20 protein-coding genes are annotated in these 20,075 nt (G+C 61.9%); 13 read left to right on the top strand and 7 right to left on the bottom strand.

Annotated elements, in window-relative coordinates; genetic code table 11:
- Positions 1-102: 102 nt before the first annotated feature.
- Together HJB91_RS08260 and HJB91_RS08255 are read left to right on the top strand one after the other, a co-directional pair.
- Complete coding sequence (locus HJB91_RS08260; RefSeq protein ID WP_221146693.1) at positions 103-1,833, top strand: response regulator; 1,731 nt, start codon at positions 103-105, stop codon at positions 1,831-1,833.
- Between the two features lie 145 nt (positions 1,834-1,978).
- Positions 1,979-3,343 carry a bifunctional diguanylate cyclase/phosphodiesterase gene (locus HJB91_RS08255; protein ID WP_210629016.1) on the top strand — a complete coding sequence of 455 codons (1,365 nt, stop codon included), beginning with the start codon at positions 1,979-1,981 and terminating at the stop codon, positions 3,341-3,343.
- Here the strand turns inward: HJB91_RS08255 and HJB91_RS08250 are convergent.
- The 6 genes from HJB91_RS08250 to HJB91_RS08225 form a co-directional block, all read right to left on the bottom strand.
- On the bottom strand, positions 3,307-3,624 hold the full coding sequence (locus HJB91_RS08250) for a hypothetical protein (protein ID WP_259672815.1): 318 nt from the start codon (positions 3,622-3,624) through the stop codon (positions 3,307-3,309). The two genes, HJB91_RS08255 and HJB91_RS08250, sit on opposite strands and share 37 nt — an antisense overlap.
- A gap of 48 nt (positions 3,625-3,672) precedes the next feature.
- Positions 3,673-4,278, bottom strand: a complete 606-nt coding sequence (locus HJB91_RS08245) for a PRC-barrel domain-containing protein (RefSeq protein WP_210629014.1) — start codon at positions 4,276-4,278, stop codon at positions 3,673-3,675.
- A 221-nt stretch (positions 4,279-4,499) separates the two neighbouring features.
- Positions 4,500-5,387, bottom strand: a complete 888-nt coding sequence (locus tag HJB91_RS08240; protein WP_210629013.1) for an SMP-30/gluconolactonase/LRE family protein — start codon at positions 5,385-5,387, stop codon at positions 4,500-4,502.
- A gap of 4 nt (positions 5,388-5,391) precedes the next feature.
- Complete coding sequence (locus tag HJB91_RS08235; RefSeq protein ID WP_210629012.1) at positions 5,392-6,024, bottom strand: 2-dehydro-3-deoxy-6-phosphogalactonate aldolase; 633 nt, start codon at positions 6,022-6,024, stop codon at positions 5,392-5,394.
- Positions 6,025-6,037: 13 nt separating this feature from the next.
- Entirely contained in the window at positions 6,038-6,955 is a 918-nt protein-coding gene (locus tag HJB91_RS08230; protein ID WP_210629011.1) for a 2-dehydro-3-deoxygalactonokinase, read from the bottom strand.
- Positions 6,955-7,752, bottom strand: a complete 798-nt coding sequence (locus tag HJB91_RS08225; protein ID WP_221146692.1) for an SDR family NAD(P)-dependent oxidoreductase — start codon at positions 7,750-7,752, stop codon at positions 6,955-6,957. Before HJB91_RS08225 ends, HJB91_RS08230 begins: the two co-directional genes overlap by 1 nt.
- 103 nt (positions 7,753-7,855) lie before the next feature.
- On the opposite strand from HJB91_RS08225, the gene HJB91_RS08220 reads away from it, so the two are divergent.
- The 11 genes from HJB91_RS08220 to HJB91_RS08170 all read left to right on the top strand — a co-directional run bounded on the left by HJB91_RS08220 (position 7,856) and on the right by HJB91_RS08170 (position 19,243).
- Positions 7,856-8,650, top strand: a complete 795-nt coding sequence (locus HJB91_RS08220; protein WP_210629009.1) for an IclR family transcriptional regulator — start codon at positions 7,856-7,858, stop codon at positions 8,648-8,650.
- Between the two features lie 258 nt (positions 8,651-8,908).
- Positions 8,909-9,643 carry a LuxR family transcriptional regulator gene (locus HJB91_RS08215; protein ID WP_221154337.1) on the top strand — a complete coding sequence of 245 codons (735 nt, stop codon included), beginning with the start codon at positions 8,909-8,911 and terminating at the stop codon, positions 9,641-9,643.
- A gap of 615 nt (positions 9,644-10,258) precedes the next feature.
- On the top strand, positions 10,259-11,443 hold the full coding sequence (locus HJB91_RS08210; protein ID WP_221154335.1) for an Mrp/NBP35 family ATP-binding protein: 1,185 nt from the start codon (positions 10,259-10,261) through the stop codon (positions 11,441-11,443).
- A 448-nt stretch (positions 11,444-11,891) separates the two neighbouring features.
- A complete protein-coding gene (locus tag HJB91_RS08205; protein ID WP_210629006.1) occupies positions 11,892-12,869 on the top strand; it encodes a magnesium transporter CorA family protein in 978 nt (325 codons plus the stop codon).
- An 18-nt stretch (positions 12,870-12,887) separates the two neighbouring features.
- Complete coding sequence (locus HJB91_RS08200; RefSeq protein WP_221146689.1) at positions 12,888-14,789, top strand: potassium transporter Kup; 1,902 nt, start codon at positions 12,888-12,890, stop codon at positions 14,787-14,789.
- Between the two features lie 323 nt (positions 14,790-15,112).
- Positions 15,113-16,324 carry a cell wall hydrolase gene (locus HJB91_RS08195; protein WP_210629004.1) on the top strand — a complete coding sequence of 404 codons (1,212 nt, stop codon included), beginning with the start codon at positions 15,113-15,115 and terminating at the stop codon, positions 16,322-16,324.
- 272 nt (positions 16,325-16,596) lie between these two features.
- The gene (locus HJB91_RS08190; RefSeq protein ID WP_210629003.1) at positions 16,597-16,932 is read left to right on the top strand and encodes an AtpZ/AtpI family protein; all 336 of its coding nucleotides are present in this window, start codon (positions 16,597-16,599) and stop codon (positions 16,930-16,932) included.
- A gap of 63 nt (positions 16,933-16,995) precedes the next feature.
- On the top strand, positions 16,996-17,748 hold the full coding sequence (locus tag HJB91_RS08185; protein ID WP_210629002.1) for a F0F1 ATP synthase subunit A: 753 nt from the start codon (positions 16,996-16,998) through the stop codon (positions 17,746-17,748).
- A 68-nt stretch (positions 17,749-17,816) separates the two neighbouring features.
- Positions 17,817-18,044 carry a F0F1 ATP synthase subunit C gene (locus tag HJB91_RS08180; RefSeq protein ID WP_003588243.1) on the top strand — a complete coding sequence of 76 codons (228 nt, stop codon included), beginning with the start codon at positions 17,817-17,819 and terminating at the stop codon, positions 18,042-18,044.
- A 77-nt stretch (positions 18,045-18,121) separates the two neighbouring features.
- Positions 18,122-18,745 (top strand): F0F1 ATP synthase subunit B, encoded by a 624-nt coding sequence (locus HJB91_RS08175; protein WP_064800845.1) that lies wholly within the window; start codon positions 18,122-18,124, stop codon positions 18,743-18,745.
- Between the two features lie 3 nt (positions 18,746-18,748).
- Positions 18,749-19,243: a F0F1 ATP synthase subunit B gene (locus HJB91_RS08170; protein ID WP_210629001.1), complete on the top strand. Its 495-nt coding sequence runs from the start codon at positions 18,749-18,751 to the stop codon at positions 19,241-19,243.
- Between the two features lie 127 nt (positions 19,244-19,370).
- On the opposite strand, the gene HJB91_RS08165 is transcribed toward HJB91_RS08170, so the two are convergent.
- Positions 19,371-20,060 (bottom strand): ribonuclease HII, encoded by a 690-nt coding sequence (locus tag HJB91_RS08165; protein ID WP_210629000.1) that lies wholly within the window; start codon positions 20,058-20,060, stop codon positions 19,371-19,373.
- Positions 20,061-20,075: the final 15 nt, after the last annotated feature.

The raw sequence follows: 20,075 nt of genomic DNA, 5'->3' as shown, positions 1-20,075 counted from the left end.
TTCGGGGATCGGTAGTGTTAAGCCGGTTTTAACAGAAAAATGGCATTTCTAATCACACACCTCCGGAAGCCGCGAAATCGAACAGATGTGGGACGAAATGGAATGAGTGCCGGCTTCGAAAAGGCGGACACATCATCAGAGACCGACGGGACGCTCGCCGGGGCCGATCTGCAGACGGCGCTCTTCGATGCGGTGTGCGACAGCCTTTCGGCAGCGTTCATCATCTACGACAAGAACGATCATCTGATCTTCGCAAGCCGCCAGATTCTCGAATTCTTCCCCTTGCCGTCCGAGATGCTGAAGCCCGGAATCCGACTGCGCGATTTCCTGGGCGCGATCTACGATACCGGCGTTCGCCAGCAATATGATATCAAGCAGAGCGGCTCGCTCAGTCGCGAGGACTGGCTGTCGCAGAAGATCGCCTCGCATTGGCGCGAGCGCTTCGAATCCGTCGAGCGACATGGCGCCGACAGCTGGGTCCGCTTCGTCAAGCGCAGGCTGCCGGGCGGTTACGGCGTCACCGTCGTTTCCGACATCTCCGAGGACAAGAAGCGCGAGGAGCAGTGGCGCTCGGACCTGGAGCGGGTGCAGCTCACCGAAGACATTCTCGATAACCTGCCGTTCCCGCTTTTCGTCAAGGATCGCAACCTCACCTATGTCGCGGTGAACCTCGCCTTTTGCGAGAAATACCAGAGGAGCGCCGACGAGGTGCTCGGGCGCAAGAGCGGCGACCTCTTCTCACCCGAGATCGCCAAGCGCTTCGAGGAAAGCGATCGTCACGTGCTGGAAACCGGCGAGATGTCGATCTCCCGCCAGCGGCAGATTTCCCGCGACGGCATCGAGCGCGACATCGTCAGCCGCAAGCACCGCATCGGCAAGCCCGGCCGCTATTTCCTGGTGTCGACCATGCAGGACCTGCCGCGCGACGGCGCCGATCTCGAGGAGTTCGACCGCGCCTCGGCGATCACCGCCTCCGCCAACCAGAGTTATCGCCGCGCCTATGTGCCAGTGCCGAGCGCGGTGGAGCGCCGCGAGCCGGCAGCGATGGAGGCGATCGTTCCGGAGAATTTCTCCGGCCGCAAGATCCTCGTCGTCACCGCCGACCTCGCTGCCGAGACCGCCGCTCTGCGGACGCTGACGAAATATGGTTTCGAATCCTGCTCGGTGCGCGGCGAGGATGAAGAAGAGCGGTTCCTGGAAATCGCCACCTCCTCCGGCATTTCGCTCGATCTGCTGATCATCGACAATCAGATGGGCATGCGCTGCCTCGAGCTTGCCGAACAATATGGAATTCCGGCGCTCGTCATGGACGGGTTCCAGATCGCCAACGAACTTACCTTCCAGATCGCCCGCCATTTCAACCGCAACAGCCGCAACAGCGGCGGCGGTGCGGATACGGATTGGGAAATCAGCATTTCCGACGATACGGTCGGCCTGCAGGTTCTTGTCGCCGAGGACAACGATATCAACCAGATCGTGTTTTCACAGATCCTCGAGGGCCTCGGCTATCGTCATATGATCGCGGCGACCGGCGACGAGGTCGTGCGCCTCTGGGCCGAACACCGGCCCGGGGTGGTGCTGATGGACATTTCGTTGCCGGGCTTCAACGGTTTCGAGGCGGCGCGCCTGATTCGCCAGATGGAGGAAGCCGGTGGCGCAGCCCGCACCCCGATCATCGGCGTGCTGACTCAGGCCTTCGAGCGCGATCGCGCCGAATGCGCCAAATCGGGCATGGACGACGTCATCATGAAGCCTGTCAGTCCCGACATGCTGGAGACGATATTTCAGAAATACCTGACGGAAGGGGCTGCGCCGGTTCGAGCGAGCGGATGAGACGCAAGTCCGGTCGACGTCTCCCATAAACCGCAACCTCCCCAAATCTGGGGTAGATCAGTTCGTCAAGGTGGCTGATTACTAGCGAATTGTTAAGAAATGCCGGTCATTCTCTCCCCGGCTGCGGAGGGAAGCTCGGGTTTGGATGATGAAATCGGCGGAAACAGCTTCCTTGACCGTGAGTCACAATGAGCTTCAGGCGATGGCTTATACCGATCCGCTGACCGGGTTGGGAAACCGCAATCGCATGCGCGACAAGGTGCTGCAAATCTCCGCCGAGCGCGCCGGCGATCCCGCGCCCTTCACCATCGGTATCGCCAATCTCGACAGCTTCAAGCCGATCAACGATCTCTTTGGCTCCTCGGCCGGCGACGAGATCCTTTGCCAGGTCGCCCACCGGCTCCGGGCTTGCATTCCGGACGGAGCGCTGGTCACCCGTCACGACGGCGACGAGTTCGCCTTCGTGCTGCCGTTGATTTTCGAGCGGGCAAGCGCCGAGAAATTCGGCCAGATGATCCGCGAGGTGTTGTCGGCGCCCTATGACCTCGGCGACCGCAATGTGCGTCTGTCTGCCTCCTTCGGCTTCGCCATCTATCCCTTCGCCGGAGAGGACTGCGAAGAACTGTTGAAGAGCGCCGAAACCGCCCTCTATCGTTCCAAGCGCCGCGGCCGCGGCCAGATCACCGTCTATTCGCGTGAAATCGCCCAAGAGATGAAGCGCGCGACACAGCTGGAGCAGGCGCTCAGAAATGCCATCATCTCCGACGCGATCGACGTTCATTTCCAGCCGATCGTCTCGCTTGCCAACAATCAGGTCGTCGGCTTCGAGGCGCTTGCCCGCTGGAACGATCCCGATCTCGGTTTCGTGTCCCCCGGCGTCTTCGTACCGCTCGCCGAGGAGCGCGGCTTTATCGATGCGCTGTCGGAGGCCCTGCTTCGCAAGGCCGCCGAAGCAGCCCTGTCCTGGCCGCGCGAACTCTTCCTGTCCTTCAACCTCTCTTCGGCGCAGCTGATGGATCCCGGCACGAGCGGCAGCATCCTGTCGATCCTCGGTCGCGTCGGCTTCGATCCGCACCGCCTGGAACTGGAGATCACCGAGACGGCGGTGATGGGTTCGGCCGATACTGCCCATCGCATCATCGCCGATCTGCGCGCCGCCGGCGTGCGCATCTCGCTCGACGACTTCGGCACCGGCCAGTCGAGTCTCGGGCGTCTGCGCGACTTCATCTTCGACAAGATCAAGATTGACCGCGCCTTCGTCTCGCGCATCAATTCCGACCGCGCCTCCGAACACATCATCAAGGCGATCCTTTCCATGTGCGAAGGCTTGGAGCTTGAAGTCGTGGCCGAAGGCATTGAGGATTATGCCGAAGCGGCGAAGCTGCGCACACTCGGCTGCGGCATGGGCCAGGGCTACCATTTCGGCCGTCCGGCCGATGGCATCGCCACGCTGCGCTTCCTGCACGAGAACTATTACGATATGGCGCCCGCCGAGCGCGTCAGCGCATAAGCAATCCCAGCAAAAGTGCGCAGCGGTTTTGCGTCCGGGATTGCGTAAAGCAAACAGCCAATCCCAGCAAAAGTGCGCAGCGGTTTTGCGTCCGGGATTGCGTAAAGCAAACAGCCAATCCCAGCAAAAGTGCGCAGCGGTTTTGCGTCCGGGATTGCGTAAAGCAAACAGCCAATCCCAGCAAAAGTGCGCAGCGGTTTTGCCCCCGGGATCGCGTCAGGCAAAAGTGCGCAGCGGTTTTGCGTGGTGAATTGCGTGAAACATGCAATCAGAAAAAGCAATGGCGCCCCTAGGAGCGCCATCGCCTACGCTATACTACCGCGCGCGGTTTACTTAGGCGTGGTCGAGCCGGTTGCCGTCGTATCGGTACCGGTTGCGGCCGGGGCCTTTTCTGCAGACTGCATTGCCAGTGTCTTGAACTCGGGCGCAGCCTTCAACGATTCGGCCGTTTCGCTTGTTGTCAGCTTGAGACTGCCGTCCTGGGTGTTCTGGGCAACCGTGATCTTGTCTATCGGAACGGCGACATCCTTTTCGCCGATGCCGAGGAAGCCGCCGACGCCGACGATTGCGGCAACGATTCCGCCGTCCTTCTTGAGGATAAGGTCGTTGATGCTGCCGATGCTTTCATTGTTGCCGTTGTAGACCGACTGGCCGATATAGGTGTTGGCGCTGATCTGGTCCGGAGCCTGCTCCGTCAGATAGGTACCTTGAGCTACATCCGTGGTCGGTTTTGCAGCCGGAGCCTGTGCAGCGTCGCCTGCGGGCTTGGTGACATCAGGGGTGACCGGCTTGGGGGCAGCCGGGTCGGCCGGCGCTGCCTGATTGGTGGCGGCGGGATCGGCAGGCTGCGGCGCCGTCTGCGAGAATGCCGCCGGTGCGAAAGCCGTGGCAAACAGCGCGCCAGCGGCAACGGTCGTCAAAAGTTTGCGTGTCATTTCGAACCTACTTTCATTTCCCTAGAGTGATCGCTGACTCGGCAATGCATCATCCTTGCCGCGCCGGTTCGAAGGGAAAATGAGTGGTGCGCCGATTGGTTCCGGTTGAAAACACGGAAAATTTCTCGATTATCACGGAACTTTTATTAGCGAACGGGGCCGAGAGGAAAAAAGGCGCCCCCGCTTGGGAGCGCCTTGAATGCGGCTGGCCGACGCCGCAATCAGAGCACATAGACGGGATCGAACACGCCCTTGACTTCGATGCCGAGTTCCAGAAGCGCGCCGGCACTCGGCTGAGCCGAACGGGCATCCTCGTCAAGCCCTTCCCAGGCCGTCGTTACCGCCAGCCGGTCGGCATTGGCGCCGATGAAGGCAGGGCAGGAAGGCTGGACGGCGGGAACCTTGTAGCGCGAGATGCGCAAGCCATCGGGATTGTAGCGATCGACGACGCCGGCGCCCCAGCGGGCATTCCAGATATAGCCGTCGGCATCGACCACCGAGCCGTCAATGTCGCCGGGTTCGTTCATGCTGTCGACGAGCACGATCGGCTCGCCCGAGGGCAGGCCGGTCTGCGGATCGACCATGACGCGCATCAGCCGGTTGATGCGGGAATCCGTGTAGTAGCCGATCGTGCCGTCCGGGGAAAAGCAGATCGAATTCGGAATGCTGATGCCGTTGAAGATCTTTGTCACCTTGCCGCCGGCGACATGATAGATGGCGCCGGCCTGGTTCTCCGCCCGCTTGCTCATCGTGCCGATCCAGAGTGCCCCCGACGGATGGGTGCGGCCGTCGTTCGAGCGATTCTCCGGCCTGTCGTTTTCGAGCGCGGCATAGAAGGTGAGGTTGCCGCTCGCCACGTCGCGCACGAAAAGCCCTTGCTCCGTCGCAATCAGCTGCCGTTCGGCGTCGATGCGGGCCAGCACGCTTGCCATTACGGGCAGCGGATGGACCTTTTTCTCCCCTGTTGCGAGTCTGAGCTCGTGCAGCTCCTTGCCGAGGATGTTGAACCACCAGACCGTATTGCTGTCCGGATCATAGGCCGGTCCTTCGCCGAGAACGGAATTGGTGTTGCAAAGGGTCTTGCCTTCGAACTCGTAAATGTCGGTCATGCGTTCACGCTCCCATGGCTGCATCATAGGCGTAAATGGTCGCCTTGGCGCGCTCGGCAACCTCTGCCGCAGTCATTCCGGGCTTATAGAGGCTGGTGCCGAGGCCGAAGGCTGAGATGCCGGCCTTGGTGTAATCGGCGAAATTCTTGTCCGACACGCCGCCGACGGCGGCAATCGTCAGTTCCGGCGGCAGGATCGCCCGGATCGCCGTGATGCCGGAGGGGCCAAGCACGCTCGCCGGGAAGAATTTGAGACCGGTGGCGCCGGCGCGCGCTGCCGCTAAGGCCTCCGTCGGCGTAAAGACGCCGGGCATCGTCACCATACCATAGTCGCGCGCCCGGATGATCACCTCGGGCTCGACATTGGGTGTGACGAGCAGCGTGCCGCCGGCCGCATTCAGGCTGTCGACCGCCTCGACCGTCAGTACCGTGCCGGCGCCGATCAGCACCTCGGCCGGCGCCATCTTCGCGGCGATCTCGATGGATTCGAACGGCTCCGGCGAGTTGAGCGGAATCTCGATCGCCGTCAGGCCGTTTTCGATCAGGGCGCCGACGACGCTCTCGGTCTCGTCGGGCCGGATGCCGCGCAGGATGGCGATCAGCGGACGCTTCATGTCGGGGAAGGGGATACGGTTCATCGTGTCAGCTTTCTCAATTCGGCCAGATGGCTTCGGCGGCTGCCGATAGGCCGCGGCGCACGGCCGCATCGGCGTCGATGGCGGTGAAGGCAAGGGAGAGGGTGTTGAAGGCCTGCTCGTAGAGCGCCTGCAGGCGTCCGGTGGCGACGAGGGTGATGCCAGTGCCGTTGGCGGCATCTTGCAGCGCGCCGGCAATTTCGAGGCCGATCAGCGTGCCGGAAAGCCGGGCCTGCGCGGCCGCGGCGGAGATCCCGTGCAGCAGCTGGCCGGAACGAGCGGTAAACAGCAGATTGGAGGCAAGTGCGGGATGCGCAAAGGCCGCCGATACGGCCGCCTCGAAGGCAGCCGCATCCGCCGGCTGTTGTTCGGCACCTGACACGGCATGCGACAGGATCGTGTTTTTGCTGATCGCGTCGAAAAGTTCGCCGGTCATGAAGGTCGAAAAGCCGGTGACCTTGCCGTCCACGACATGCACCCATTTCGAATGCGTGCCGGGCATGCAGACTGCCTGCGCCGCCGAATTCGCGCGACCGAGCGCGCCGAGGAGCTGGGTTTCCTCGCCGCGCATGACGTCGGGCCTCGCCACATCGCGCTGGGCAAGGCCCGGCAGGATGCGGATGTCGCGGCTTTCACCCGGCACGCGGACCGCCGCGGTGAGGATCGAGGCGAGCGGCGCCGGCACGTCGATATAGCCGGCTTCGACCCAGCCCTGCCTTGCGCCGGCCATGCCGCAGACGATGACAGGCAGGCTTTCCGGCGCTTCGATGGCGGCAAGATGTGCTGATAGCACCTGGGAAAAGCCGGTCTTTGCCGCGCTCGTCATGCCTTCGCCGCTGCGGCGTTCGGCAAGGATGCCGCCGTCCCTGCCGATCAGCCAGAGCCGGAAACTGCTGGTGCCCCAGTCCACCGCGACATAAGCGGGATTAGCCATTACAAAACGCCTCCGTCGACGATCAGGGACTGGGCGGTCATCGCCGCCGCGCAGTCGGATGCAAGAAACAGGCAGGGACCGACGATGGCTTCCGCCTTGAGCGGGAATTTCAGGCATTGCTGCTCGACCGAGCGTGCGATGCTTTCCTCGGTGAGCCAGAGCTGCATCTGCCGCTCGGTGACGATCATACCGGGCAGGATGCAGTTGACCCGGATATTTTCCGGCCCGAGCCGGCCGGCCATGCTCTTCGTCAGTCCGACAACTGCCGCTTTCGCTGCCGCATAGGCGGGAAATCCGCCCATGTTCAGCTTGAAGGCGATCGACGACATATTGACGATCGCGCCGCCGCCGGCCAACCGCATCGACGGCGCCACCGCCTGCGAGGTGAAGAACACGTGCCGCAGATTGACCGCCTGATTGTTGTCCCAGTAGGCCTCGGTCACAGCGTCGAATTCGTGGCGGTCATCCCAGGCGGCATTGTTGACGAGCACGCGGATCGGCCCGGATGTCTGAACGACGGCATCGACCGTGCGCCGGATCGCCTCGATGTCGCGCAGATCGGCATGGTAGAAGAGCACCGGATGCGCCGTTTCCCGCGACAGTCTTTCCGCGAGTTCCGTGCCGGTCGTCTCGGCAATGTCGATGAAGGCGACCTTGGCGCCTTGACGTGCGAAACCTTCGACGATCGCCGCGCCGATGCCGGATCCGCCGCCGGTCACGAGCACGACGCGATCCTTGAACTCGGGAAATTGTGCTGCCACCGCGCTCACCGTCTCCTCCGGTCTCTGGTGTTCCATTATTTGGAACTTAATTTGACTATGTGGAATTATCGGATTATGCTGGCCTTTCTGTCAAGGGCGCATGCTTGCAAGGGCGGACCGATTCAATGGCACATAGACAATGACTTCGAGCGACGGCATGGCCCAAGCGCGCGAGACCGGCACCCTCGGCAAATTGATGGTTCTCCTCGATCTCGTCACCCACGCGGATGCGCCATTGCGCTTCACCGATATCCTGGCGCTCGCCGGCCAGCCGCGCGGCACGCTGCATCGCCAGCTCAGCCACCTGGTGGAGGAGGGGTTGCTTGAGTTCGATGGCGACGGCCGTTATGCGCCGGGCCTGCGCCTGCTCGATTTTGCCGCGCGCAGCTGGGCGCGCAACGAATTCCGCCTGGTTGCCGAGCCGCACCTGAGCGAACTCCAGCAGGCGACCGGCGAGACGGTGCATCTCGGCGTTCTCCGGGGACAGTCGATCATCTATCTCGACAAGGTCGAAGGCCGTCAGCCGGTGCGCATGTATTCACAGATCGGCAATGCGTCGCCCTGCTACTGCACCGGCGTCGGCAAGGCCGCTCTTTCGCTGCTTCCGCCCGAAACTCTTGTCGATCTCCTCGCCGGCCTGAGCTTCACCCGCTTTACCGCCTCGACCCATGCTTCGGCCGAGACGCTTGCCGCCGAAGTCCGCGAGATTGCCGAACAGGGCTATGCTTTCGACCGCGAGGAGCACGAGGCCGGCATCCGCTGTGTCGCCGCACCCATCTGGTCGGAGGATCGAACCTTCATCGGCGGCATTTCGGTCACCGGCCCGGCCTATCGGCTGTCGATGGAACTTCTGCACCAGTGGGCCGTTCCCGTTCAGCGGGCGGCGAGAAAGATCATGGAAGGCATGCGTGTCCGTCTCGGCCCGCGCCGCTGACGGAACAGGCATCTACCGTACCATTGCTGGACGTGATTTGCGGAGCATGCTTATGACGAGCGCGATATCGAGCCCTAGCGAATCTGGACAACTACTGCGCGAAAATCTACAATCATGCAGCGGTCATGTGCCCAATGTTGAGCATATGGCACATTTTCCTCAAACCGAAGATTGTAATTTCCCGATACAATCCAACCATGCGGCGGCAGAATTCGCATGGAATTTTCCCGATTGCTGTGTCGAAGATGAAGAAATGTGATGGCACCCTTGTCACAGGTATCCACTGAAGAAGACGACTATGTTCAGGAAATAGCTGGGCTGAAGACCCAGTTCGATATCTTCCGTTTCATGAAACGCGTGACGGAAGCGTATCGCAGCCGCGCCTTCATGGTTCTCAACCTGCCGCCGATCACCTCTATGGATCTTCAAGCCAGCACAGTGATCACCAGCTGGCCGGCCGAGCTTCTGGCGATTTACGACCAAGAGGGCTTGATGGTGAACAGCCCGGTTCTGAGGCGGTTGAGGACATCGACGCGGCCGTTCTTTTACGATATGTCGCGTGGGACCTGGTCGCGGGACGACGGCAAGTCCGCCCTGGTCACGGGGTTGTTCGAGCGTTTCAGGATGATGCGCGGCGCCTATTTCCCAACCCATGAGGCCTCCGGCCTGCGCGGCGCCGTCTCCTTCTCGGGCGATCGTGAACCCTTCAGCGCCGCCGAGATGCGCGAGCTTTGCTATATCGCCATCCATGTCTTCGACAGGCTTGCCGAAATCCGCAACCTCGATGCGCGCATGACGGACTCGCTGACCGACCGCGAGATCGACTGCCTCAACTGGACGGCGGCCGGCAAGACCAGCGCCGAAATCGCCGAAATCCTGGCGCTGTCCGAACATACGGTCAATTATTACCTCAATCGCGCCACCAAGAAGCTCGACACGGTCAACCGCACCCAGGCGGTCGCCAAGGCGCTGCGGATCGGCCTGATCAAATAAGTTGCAAAGATGGCGGCGCGCTGTGGCCGGCCGCTCAGTGCTTAGGCAAAACCGGGATGCTGCCCCGGCACTTCTCCGCGCTTTTCCGATTTTTTTCATCTGGCACGCTTTCTGCATCTTTGTTGCCAGAGGTCCAGAGGGGACTTTGATGACCAGCGCCAGGAAATGGCGCGGCCGACACACCGCTGTCCGACGCCGACGCCGCTTCTCTCCCGGCGTTCGGCGTCGGAGGCGGTTGTTGCCTTTCGGCACCGCTTCGTTCGCAGCTGTTCACGAATTCCTCTTCCTGATCACTTTTCTCTGGCCTTTTTTTCGGCTTGCGCTAGTTCGCCCCGCATTGCGCCGGTTCTCGGGGAGAGAGACCGTTGCGGCCATCAGGGCGAAAAGCCCGGCGGACTTGATGGCCGCAACGGATTCGCGGGGTCCCCGCCGGCGTTTTTCGAAGCCCGCGAATTGATTTTCCTCCCGATGATTTTGTTTGGCGAAGGCGGGCGGCTCCACTATCTCTACCGCATGATTTCATGCCTTGGTCGGAATCGGCTAGGACTAAAATCATGTGTGCGCAATGAAAGACGCGCGGCGCCGTAGTCTGCGAGAAGAAGCAATGAGGGTGGAATGACCGACGTCACGAAGGAACAGGTTCTCGAAACTCTGAAGACCGTGCGCGGACCGGATCTCGAACACGACATCGTCGCGCTCGGCATGGTCTCCGATGTCTTCATTTCCGACGGCAAGGTCTATTTCTCCATCACTGTTCCGGCCGAGCGCGCCAAGGAGCTGGAGCCGATGCGGCTTGCCGCCGAGCGCGTCATCAAGGAGATGCCGGGTGTCAAAGGTGCGCTCGTCACGCTGACCGCGGACAGAAAGGCGGCGTCCGCCGCGCCCGCCGCCCGGCCCGTGCCGAATCCGCCTCACGGTCACGCCGGTCATGATCATGGGGGCCACGATCACGGGCACCACGCGCATGCGCCGCAGCAGCAGCCGCCCCGCGCCGGCAAGATCGGCGTCCCCGGCATCGGCGCCATTATTGCCGTCGCCTCCGGCAAGGGCGGGGTCGGCAAGTCGACCACCGCCGTCAACCTGGCGCTCGGCCTGCTCGCCAATGGTCTCCGGGTCGGCATTCTCGATGCCGATATCTACGGCCCCTCCATGCCGCGGCTCTTGAAGATCTCCGGCCGCCCGACGCAGATCGATGGCCGCATCATCAATCCGATGGAGAATTACGGCCTCAAGGTCATGTCGATGGGTTTCCTCGTCGACGAGGAGACGGCGATGATCTGGCGCGGGCCGATGGTCCAGTCGGCCCTGATGCAGATGCTGCGCGAAGTGGCATGGGGCGAGCTCGACGTCCTCGTCGTCGACATGCCGCCCGGCACCGGCGATGCGCAATTGACGATGGCCCAGCAGGTGCCGCTTGCCGGCGCCGTCATCGTTTCCACGCCTCAGGATCTCGCCCTGATCGATGCCCGCAAGGGCCTCAACATGTTCCGCAAGGTCGAGGTGCCGGTGCTCGGCATCGTCGAAAACATGAGCTATTTCATCGCGCCCGACACCGGCACCCGCTACGACATCTTCGGCCACGGCGGCGCCCGCAAGGAGGCTGAGCGCATCGGCGTGCCCTTCCTCGGCGAGGTGCCGCTGACGATGAACATCCGCGAAACCTCCGACGCCGGCACGCCGCTGGTCGCCTCCGATCCGAACGGCGTCGTCGCCGGCATCTATCGCGGCATCGCCGCCAAGGTGTGGCAGCAGCTCGGCGGCCAACCCCAGCGGCCGGCGCCGGCGATCGTCTTCGAATGACGTCTCCGGCTATGGGCACGACTTCCGGGCCAGGGCGCGGATGACAGCAAAGCGCTGAACCGCCGAATCACCGTTGCGATCACTCCGAATTGTGCGGGAAACGTGGTGAAAAGGCGCACTTCACGGAAGATGTCTTGATTATTTCACGGCTTTGCTTCATATGCCGCGGCGCCATGATGGCGTTGCTGCAGATGCTCATGACGGCCGTCTTCGTTTCGAAGGTCCGGCCCGCCTGCAAGGTCGAAGGATGGGTACTGCGATGCGGTTGAGCACAATGGGCATGCTGGCTTCAAGGCCGGATGCAGCCGGAGTTGTATGAACTTTCTTGATCCGCTTCCGTTTGGACCTGGAACGAGCCACCCTCGCATTGCCGCGATGGCGGACGGATGGAAAGGCTTGCAATGAAGATGATGACCACGAAGTGGCGTGAGCATCGGAGACGCTGCCGGTGATCACCGCTTATTGTTCCAATTGCAGATCGGTCGAGATCCGCGATCTCTCGCAGACGGCATCCGTTCCCCAGGATATCGTCTGGATCGACATGATCGAGCCGAGCCGCGAGGAGGAGCTTTATGTCGAAAAGGTCCTCGGTATCGGAGTTCCGACCCGCGACGATCTGAAGGACATCGAACCGTCGGCTCGCCTTTATATCGAGAACGACGCCGTCTTCATGACCGCTTCGCTGGTCTGGAAGGCGGATACCGACGCGCCGACGCTGACCGATGTCGCCTTCATCCTGGCCGGAAACCGTCTGGTCACCATCCGATACGCCCAACCTAAATCCTTTGCGCTGTTCATCGCCGCCCTGCACCGGCTGCCGGAAAACTGGCGCAGCGGTGCGGCCCTTCTCGCCAAGCTCTTGGAGACGATCGTCGACCGGACCGCCGAAATCCTGGAAACCTCAGTCTCGCGCATTGACATCCTGTCGACGCATGTCTTCGGCGACCGGGCTAAAAAGGTCCGTAAGCCGTCGAATTACCTTGAGGAAAAGCTGCGCGATATTGCCGGCCATCATCGTATGATCAGCAAGCTACGCGACAGCCTCGGCTCGCTTTCCCGGCTAATGACATTCTTTCACACCATCCCGGCGATCCAGCAAGACCGCGAGGCGAAGGAACTCTGCCGCACCGTGTCGCGCGATATCCAGTCGCTGTCGGAGCATGCCTCCTTCATCGCTGCCAACATCACCTTCCTGCTCGACGCCTCGCTCGGTCTGATCAACATCGAGCAGAACTCGATCATCAAGATTTTCTCGATCGCCTCGGTCGTGTTCCTGCCGCCGACATTGGTCGCCTCGATCTATGGCATGAATTTTCATGTCATGCCCGAGCTGGCCTGGACGGCGGGTTATCCCTATTCGCTGACTTTGATGGTAATATCGGCCGTCATCCCCTTTTTCTTCTTTCGCTGGAAAGGCTGGCTCTGAGGAGCCTGTTGAAATTTCATGTCCGAAGAGAGCCATCCTCCGCACGAACGCCATATGACGCCGCGCAAGCTGTTCTATCTCGCGCTCGGTTCCGTCGGTGTCGTCTACGGCGATATCGGCACAAGCCCGCTCTACGCGTTTCGGGAAGCGCTGAAGCCCGTCGCCCATGACGGTGTCACCCGTTTCGAGGTCATTAGTCTGATTTCGCTGATGATCTGGGCGCTGACCATCATCGTCACCATCAAATACGTTCTCTTCCTGCTGCGCGCCGACAACGACGGGGAGGGCGGCACGCTGTCGCTGCTCGCCCTTCTGATGAAGACCGCCAACGGCCATACCGCACTGCTGATGCTGCTCGGACTGATGGGCGCTGCCCTGTTCCTCGGCGATGCGATGATCACGCCGGCGCTTTCGGTGCTGTCGGCCGTCGAGGGTCTGAAACTCGTCACGCCCAGCCTGGCGGACTATATCGTGCCCATCTCGGTGGTGATCCTGGCGCTGCTCTTTGTCGTGCAATCGCGCGGCACCGGTGCCGTCGCCAAGTTCTTCGGGCCGATCACCGCCGTCTGGTTCCTCGTCATGGCCGCCGCCGGCATTTCCCACATCTCCGACGATTTCGGCATCCTCGCCGCCTTCAACCCCTATTATGCCGTCAGTTTCCTGCTGCATGAGGGTTTTTACGGCGTCGTCGTTCTCGGTGCGGTCTTCCTGACGGTGACGGGCGCCGAGGCGCTTTATGCCGATCTCGGCCATTTCGGCCGCCGCCCGATTCAGTGGGCTTGGTTCCTGCTGGTCTTCCCGGCGCTGACGCTGAACTATCTCGGGCAGGGCGCACTCGTGCTCGGCAAGCCGGAGACGATGTCCGATCCCTTCTATCTGATGTATCCGCAATGGGCGCTGCTGCCGGTCGTCATCCTCGCCACCGCCGCAACAATCATCGCCAGCCAGGCCGTCATAACCGGCGCCTTTTCGCTGGTGCGCCAGGGCATCAACCTCGGCTTCCTGCCGCGCATGGAAATCCTCTTCACCTCGGAAACCAACACGGGACAGATCTTCTTGCCGTCGGTCAACGCCGTGCTGTTCTTTGGCGTCATCTTCCTGGTGCTGAGCTTCAAGACGTCGGACGCATTGGCGACCGCCTACGGCATCTCCGTCACCGGCGCCATGGTCGTCACCTCGATCATGGCCTTCGAATTCGTCCGCGCCCGCTGGAATTGGTCGCTGCCGGTTGCGGTGATCGCGCTCGCGCCGCTCGTCGTCCTCGAAATGATCTTCCTCGGCGCCAACCTTCTGAAGATCCACGATGGCGGCTATATCCCGATCCTGATCGCCACCGCCTTTACCGTGGTCATGTGGACCTGGCGCCGCGGCACCGCGATCCTGATGGAAAAGACCCGGCACACCGATATTCCGCTCGCTTCCTTCGTCAGTTCGATCGAGCGCAAGAGCGAGCATTCGCCGGCGCAGGTTCCGGGCACGGCGATCTTCCTGACCAGCGATCCGGAATCGGCCCCCGCCGCCCTGCTGCACAATCTCAAGCACAACCACGTGCTTCACGACCGCAACGTCATCCTGACGATCCGCACCGTCAACAAGCCGCGCGTACCGAGCCACGACCGCTACAAGGTCGAGCCGATTTCCGAACGGTTCTCGCGCGTCGAGCTGCTCTTCGGCTTCATGGAATCGCAGAACGTCTCGCAGGCGCTGGCGACGCTGCGCAAGACCGGACTGAAGTTCGACATCATGTCGACCTCCTTCTATCTCGGCCGCCGCAAACTGGTGCCGGATGCCAAGTCGGGCATGCCCTACTGGCAGGACCGTCTTTACATTGCGCTGGCCAACGCCGCCGCCAACCCCTCGGATTACTTCCGTCTGCCGGCCAACCGCGTCGTGGAGCTGGGCTCGCACGTTATTATTTGATGGGTGCGGACGAGATTGCTGACGGGAGTGACCGCGCTTTGAACGGCCCTTCCGCCATCTCAACCTCCGGCATGCTCGGCCTTGAGCCGAGCATCCACACTGGACCTGCCAGCAGCGGCACGGGTCCTCGGCTCAAGGCCGAGGACAACGGAGATTGGGGATGCGTTCCCGTCCAACTCGCTCTGCAGAGCTATAAGGCCAGAAGGAGCGCAGCGGCTCTGGATGGACGAAACTATCCGCCACATTAGAATATCCAAAGGCGCTCATAGTCACTTTCCGGCACACCCCGTTAACCGGACGTCAAGGTTAATGAGTGATTTTCGATGGCATGTTCCCGCGTTCCATGCACGGAGTTCGTGTTGCGTCGAAAGAGCCCTTCCCGTAGCAAGCTGCGTCTTCTTCCCGAGAACTGGGTGTCGCCCGTTATCTTCGGGCTTGCCGGCTGGCTGATCTTCCCGAGCGTTGCTTCCCACGCCGATCTCGCCACCATGCTCGCCGGTCTCGATCGTGAGGGGGAGAGCTGGCGCATGGTGCTGACCAATTCGCCGGCCGGCTCCATCCATCAGGCCGAGCTCGCCTTCGCCGGTCCGGCAGCGACCGGCTCGATCGCCTCAGGCGCCGGCATGGTGCTGCCCGATGGCCGCAAGGTGGCTTTTACGGCCAAGGACAAGGGTCACGAGGACACGCCGGACGAGGATCGCGTCATTCGCGGCACGAAGAAAGGCCGCGTCGTCGCCGTCGAGAAGATGCAGCCGCCGAAGGATTTTTCCGCCGGCTCCATTCTCGAGCGCACCAAGATGCTGTTCACCCCGAACTTCGATCTCAAGGACAGGTCGGCTTTCGTCAGGCCGAAGATCCAGGGCAGGGAAATCGAGATCGCCACCTCTTTTTATAAGAAGCAGCCGGTGATGCCGGAGGTCGGCGTGCCGGCGATGCTCGCAAGCCTTGTCACCAGCAACAAGGCCGACGTGCTGGCCACCGCCTATGCGCCGGCGGCACCGGATTACGCCCGCCAGTCGCCCTTCGATTCGATCTTGACCGAACCCGACAGCGGCCGCTTCGTCCCCCAGATCGGTCCGGGCGATCACGCCTGGGCCGCAAGCGTGCTGCCGCCGAGCGTCTTTTCCGCCCGCGAGCAGCAGTGCCTTGCCTCCGGCATCTATTTCGAGGCGCGCGGGGAATCGGTGAAGGGCCAAGCGGCCGTCGCTCAGGTTATCCTCAACCGCGTTCGAAACCCCGCCTATCCCAAGAGCATTTGCGGCGTCGTCTACCAGAACGAGGATTGGCGCAACCGCTGCCAGTTTTCCTTCGCCTGCGACGCCATCAGGGACCGGGTGAATTCGCAATATCACTGGCGGGTGGCCCGCGACGTGGCCATGGCAGTGACATCAGGCAAGATCTGGCTGCCGCAGGTAGGTTCGGCAACACACTACCATGCCGTCTATGTCAGGCCGAAATGGGCAAAGACCATGGAGAAGGTCGGCCGCATCGGTCTCCACGTCTTCTATCGCACCTATGGTGGCGGCTGGAGCTGAGATAAAGCGCTGGGGCCAGGCCGATTTTTCGCCCCCAAAAGCGGATTCTTTCCGTCGAATTTGCGCGCTCGGCCGGAAATCGACTTATCCCTTTGATTTCACGAATTTATTTTCTGGCTGGACAGAAGCCGTCTACGCCTTGACTATACCAAGCCCTAAAACTATGTTGCGCGCGACTTCAGAACGGGCCGGAAGGGTCTCAACCTTCGCGTCCGGGGTCCGAATGACCGGGGTAGCGGGAGTGCGGGCGACGGGCAGGCGAGGAGAGATCCATGGCGGATGACCGCGAGGAAAGTCTTGAGAAGCGCCGTGCGCAACTGGGAGCGGAACTCGCGACCAAGCGCGCTGAGGCGGGAGTGGAACAAGCAAGCGAGGCCCAAGCCGAGGTAAGCCGCAAAGGTTATGCCCAGGCGATGAAGCTCTCCAGCGAGTTCATTGCCGCAATCGTCGTCGGTGCCGTCCTTGGCTATCTTCTCGACCGTTTTGTTGGCACGGCGCCTTGGGGGTTGATTGTTCTTCTGCTTCTCGGATTCTGTGCTGGCGTTTTGAACGTGCTGCGTTCTGCGGGGGTGGTGGCCCACCCTCTGGACAAGGACGATAAGAAATAGAGGGCCGGTCCCGGTCCAGTGCAATGACCCCGCGTCCTGCGGGCCAAAGAGAGAGAACAAGCGGTGTCTAGCGATCCGACTCATCAGTTCCTGATCCAGAAGATTGTCCCGATCGAAATCGGCGGAATTGATTTTTCGTTCACCAACGCATCGCTCTTCATGGTCGCTTCGGCAGCCGTTGCCGCCGGCTTTCTTTATTTCTCGACCTCGAACCGCGCCATCGTGCCGGGTCGCTCGCAGTCGGTCGCGGAAATGTCCTATGAATTCATCGCCAACATGCTGAAGGAAGGCGCGGGCAAGCAGGGAATGAAGTTCTTCCCGCTGGTCTTCTCGCTATTCATGTTCGTGCTGACAGCGAACTTGCTCGGCATGTTCCCCTATTTCTTCACGATCACCAGCCAGATCATCGTCACCTTCGCGCTGGCGATCCTCGTCATCGGTACGGTGCTCGCCTACGGTTTCTATAAGCACGGCTTCCACTTCCTGAATGTCTTCGTGCCCTCGGGCGTGCCGGGCATATTGCTGCCGTTGGTCGTCGCGATCGAAATCATTTCCTTCCTGTCCCGTCCGATTTCGCTGTCCGTTCGTCTTTTCGCCAACATGCTCGCCGGTCACATCACGCTGAAGGTGTTCGCAGGCTTTGTCGCCTCGCTTGGAACCCTTGGTGCCGTCGGTATCGGCGGCGCCGTTCTTCCCCTCATCATGACCGTCGCCCTGACCGGTCTCGAGTTCCTCGTCGCCTTCCTTCAGGCTTACGTCTTCGCGGTGCTGACTTGCATGTACCTCAACGACGCAATCCATCCGGGCGGGCACTAAGGATAACGACAACGACGTCTCCAGGGCGTCAGTCATTCGCCGCAACAACCATTTCAAAGGAGTTCAACATGGAAGCGGAAGCAGCAAAGTTCATCGGTGCAGGCCTGGCTTGCTTTGGTATGGCCGGTACGGCTCTCGGCCTCGGCAATATCTTCGGCAGCTACCTCTCCGGCGCTCTGCGCAATCCGTCTGCCGCTGACAGCCAGTTCGGCCGTCTGGTATTCGGCTTCGCCGTTACGGAAGCTCTGGGCATCTTCTCGCTGCTCGTCGCTCTCCTCCTCCTCTTCGCTGTCTGATATCGGCGAATAGATGGATCACGGCCTGCGACCGCAAGCCGTGATCCTTTGCATTTGCAGTCCACCTGGAGGTGAGCATGTTTTTTGTGACCCCGGCTTACGCTGAAGAAGCACCGGCGGCAGCGACCGGCACGGATGCGCACGCCGCTCCGGCCGCAGGCGAGGTCCATACCGAGACCGGCGTTGCCGAAGGCGAACACGCCCGCGGCCCGTTCCCGCCTTTCGATTCGACGACCTACGCATCTCAGCTGCTCTGGCTGGTGATTACGTTCGGCGTCTTTTACCTCCTTATGCAAAAGGTCATCGCGCCGCGCATCGGGGCCATCCTCGATCAGCGCCACACGCGCATCTCCCAGGACCTGGAAGAAGCAGGCCGCCTGAAGGCGGAAGCCGACGCCGCCGTCCAGACCTATGAAGGCGAACTGGCCGCTGCCCGCGCCAAGTCCCACGCGATCGGCTCCGCCGCCCGCGACGCTGCCAAGGTCAAGGCCGAAGAGGATCGCCGGACCGTCGAGGCGAGCCTGTCGGAAAAGATCAAGGCTGCCGAAGCCCGTATCGCCGACATCAAGGCCAAGGCTTTCGCCGACGTCGGCACCATTGCCGAGGAAACGGCGGCCGCCGTCGTCGAACAGCTGATCGGCAGCACCGCTGCTCAGGCAGATGTCGCCGCCGCCGTCGCGGCAGCCAAGAAGGAGGCTTGATCGATGGATATTTTTCACCTCGACGCGACTTTCTTCGCCTTTGTCGGCCTCATCCTTTTCCTGGCGCTGGTCGTCTATCTCAAGGTTCCGGGCATGATGGCGCGCTCGCTCGACGACCGAGCCGACCAGATCCGCAATGAACTGGCTGAAGCCAAGCGCCTGCGCGAGGAAGCTCAGCATCTGCTCGCCGAATATCAGCGCAAGCGCAAGGAAGCGGAAGCGGAAGCCGCCCATATCGTTGCCGCCGCGGAGCGCGAAGCCGAGATGCTGACCGCCGAGGCGAAGAAGAAGACGGAAGAATTCGTTGCCAACCGCACGGCGCTCTCCGAGCAGAAGATCAAGCAGGCCGAGGCCGACGCGATGAAGGCGGTGCGTTCCGCCGCCGTCGACCTGGCGATCGCGGCCGCCGAGACGGTGCTCGCCAAGAAGGCCGACGGCAAGGTCCAGTCCGAGCTCTTCGGCAACGCCGTCGGACAGGTCAAGACGCGGCTCAACTGAGCGGTTCTGAATAGAATGAGAAAAAGGCCAGGCATGTCCTGGCCTTTTTCTTGTTGATAGCGCTTGTTTTTTTCCTGGCCGCGTGCGGCGTCCCTGATCGGCAATTGCCGGCCCTTTCTTTTGCAGCCTATTCGGAAATCAACTCGTCCATCTCAGGACCGTCCTCGCCGTTGCGCAGCGGCCGAAAACTCATCCGGTGCAGTGAGCAGGGGCCGTGCTTCTCGATGCCGGCGCGGTGCTGCGCCGTGCCGTAGCCGGCATGCGCGGCAAAACCGTAATCGGGAAACACGTTATGCGCCCTCGCCATCATCCGGTCGCGCGTCACCTTGGCGACGATCGAGGCGGCGGCGATCGAGACCGAGCGGGCATCGCCCTTGACCACCGCCTGTCCGGGGCAATCGAGGCCAGGCGGCACGTCAAGCCCATCTGTCAGCACGTAGCTTGCGGGAATGGCGAGGCTGCAGATGGCGCGACGCATCGCGTCCAGGCTCGCCTTGCGAATGTCCGTCTCGTCGATGCGGGTCGAGCTGGAGGAGGCGATGGAAACCGTCGCGGTCGCCAGGATCTGCACGAAGAGTTCCTCGCGCCGCTGCGCCGAGAGCTGCTTGGAATCGTTGAGGCCCTCAGGGATGCGCTTCGGATCGAGAATGACCGCAGCGGCCACCACAGGCCCCGCCAGCGGCCCGCGGCCTGCCTCGTCGGCGCCGGCGACCGGCCAGTGACCGGCCTTGCGGGCTTTGAGCTCGAGCTTGAAATCCGGCACGAGAGGGACCGTGTCGAAAAGCAGGGGAGAATCGGGTGGCGTGCGACGTTTCATGCGGCTGAACCTCGC

It is taken from the genome of Rhizobium sp. NLR10b (genome assembly GCF_019685435.1).
Taxonomy (GTDB): domain Bacteria; phylum Pseudomonadota; class Alphaproteobacteria; order Rhizobiales; family Rhizobiaceae; genus Rhizobium.
Note: the sequence above shows the minus strand (reverse complement) of the source record. Positions and strands in the feature narration are given on the sequence as shown.

Excerpts from the sequence above, each read along its gene's own strand:
- HJB91_RS08260 (WP_221146693.1), top strand. The coding sequence starts at position 103 with ATGAGTGCCGGCTTCGAAAAGGCGGACACATCATCAGAGACCGACGGG.
- HJB91_RS08255 (WP_210629016.1), top strand. The coding sequence starts at position 1,979 with ATGATGAAATCGGCGGAAACAGCTTCCTTGACCGTGAGTCACAATGAG.
- HJB91_RS08245 (WP_210629014.1), bottom strand. The coding sequence starts at position 4,278 with ATGACACGCAAACTTTTGACGACCGTTGCCGCTGGCGCGCTGTTTGCC.
- HJB91_RS08240 (WP_210629013.1), bottom strand. The coding sequence starts at position 5,387 with ATGACCGACATTTACGAGTTCGAAGGCAAGACCCTTTGCAACACCAAT.
- HJB91_RS08235 (WP_210629012.1), bottom strand. The coding sequence starts at position 6,024 with ATGAACCGTATCCCCTTCCCCGACATGAAGCGTCCGCTGATCGCCATC.
- HJB91_RS08230 (WP_210629011.1), bottom strand. The coding sequence starts at position 6,955 with ATGGCTAATCCCGCTTATGTCGCGGTGGACTGGGGCACCAGCAGTTTC.
- HJB91_RS08225 (WP_221146692.1), bottom strand. The coding sequence starts at position 7,752 with ATGGAACACCAGAGACCGGAGGAGACGGTGAGCGCGGTGGCAGCACAA.
- HJB91_RS08220 (WP_210629009.1), top strand. The coding sequence starts at position 7,856 with ATGACTTCGAGCGACGGCATGGCCCAAGCGCGCGAGACCGGCACCCTC.
- HJB91_RS08215 (WP_221154337.1), top strand. The coding sequence starts at position 8,909 with ATGGCACCCTTGTCACAGGTATCCACTGAAGAAGACGACTATGTTCAG.
- HJB91_RS08210 (WP_221154335.1), top strand. The coding sequence starts at position 10,259 with ATGACCGACGTCACGAAGGAACAGGTTCTCGAAACTCTGAAGACCGTG.
- HJB91_RS08200 (WP_221146689.1), top strand. The coding sequence starts at position 12,888 with ATGTCCGAAGAGAGCCATCCTCCGCACGAACGCCATATGACGCCGCGC.
- HJB91_RS08195 (WP_210629004.1), top strand. The coding sequence starts at position 15,113 with ATGGCATGTTCCCGCGTTCCATGCACGGAGTTCGTGTTGCGTCGAAAG.
- HJB91_RS08190 (WP_210629003.1), top strand. The coding sequence starts at position 16,597 with ATGGCGGATGACCGCGAGGAAAGTCTTGAGAAGCGCCGTGCGCAACTG.
- HJB91_RS08180 (WP_003588243.1), top strand. The coding sequence starts at position 17,817 with ATGGAAGCGGAAGCAGCAAAGTTCATCGGTGCAGGCCTGGCTTGCTTT.
- HJB91_RS08175 (WP_064800845.1), top strand. The coding sequence starts at position 18,122 with ATGTTTTTTGTGACCCCGGCTTACGCTGAAGAAGCACCGGCGGCAGCG.
- HJB91_RS08170 (WP_210629001.1), top strand. The coding sequence starts at position 18,749 with ATGGATATTTTTCACCTCGACGCGACTTTCTTCGCCTTTGTCGGCCTC.
- HJB91_RS08165 (WP_210629000.1), bottom strand. The coding sequence starts at position 20,060 with ATGAAACGTCGCACGCCACCCGATTCTCCCCTGCTTTTCGACACGGTC.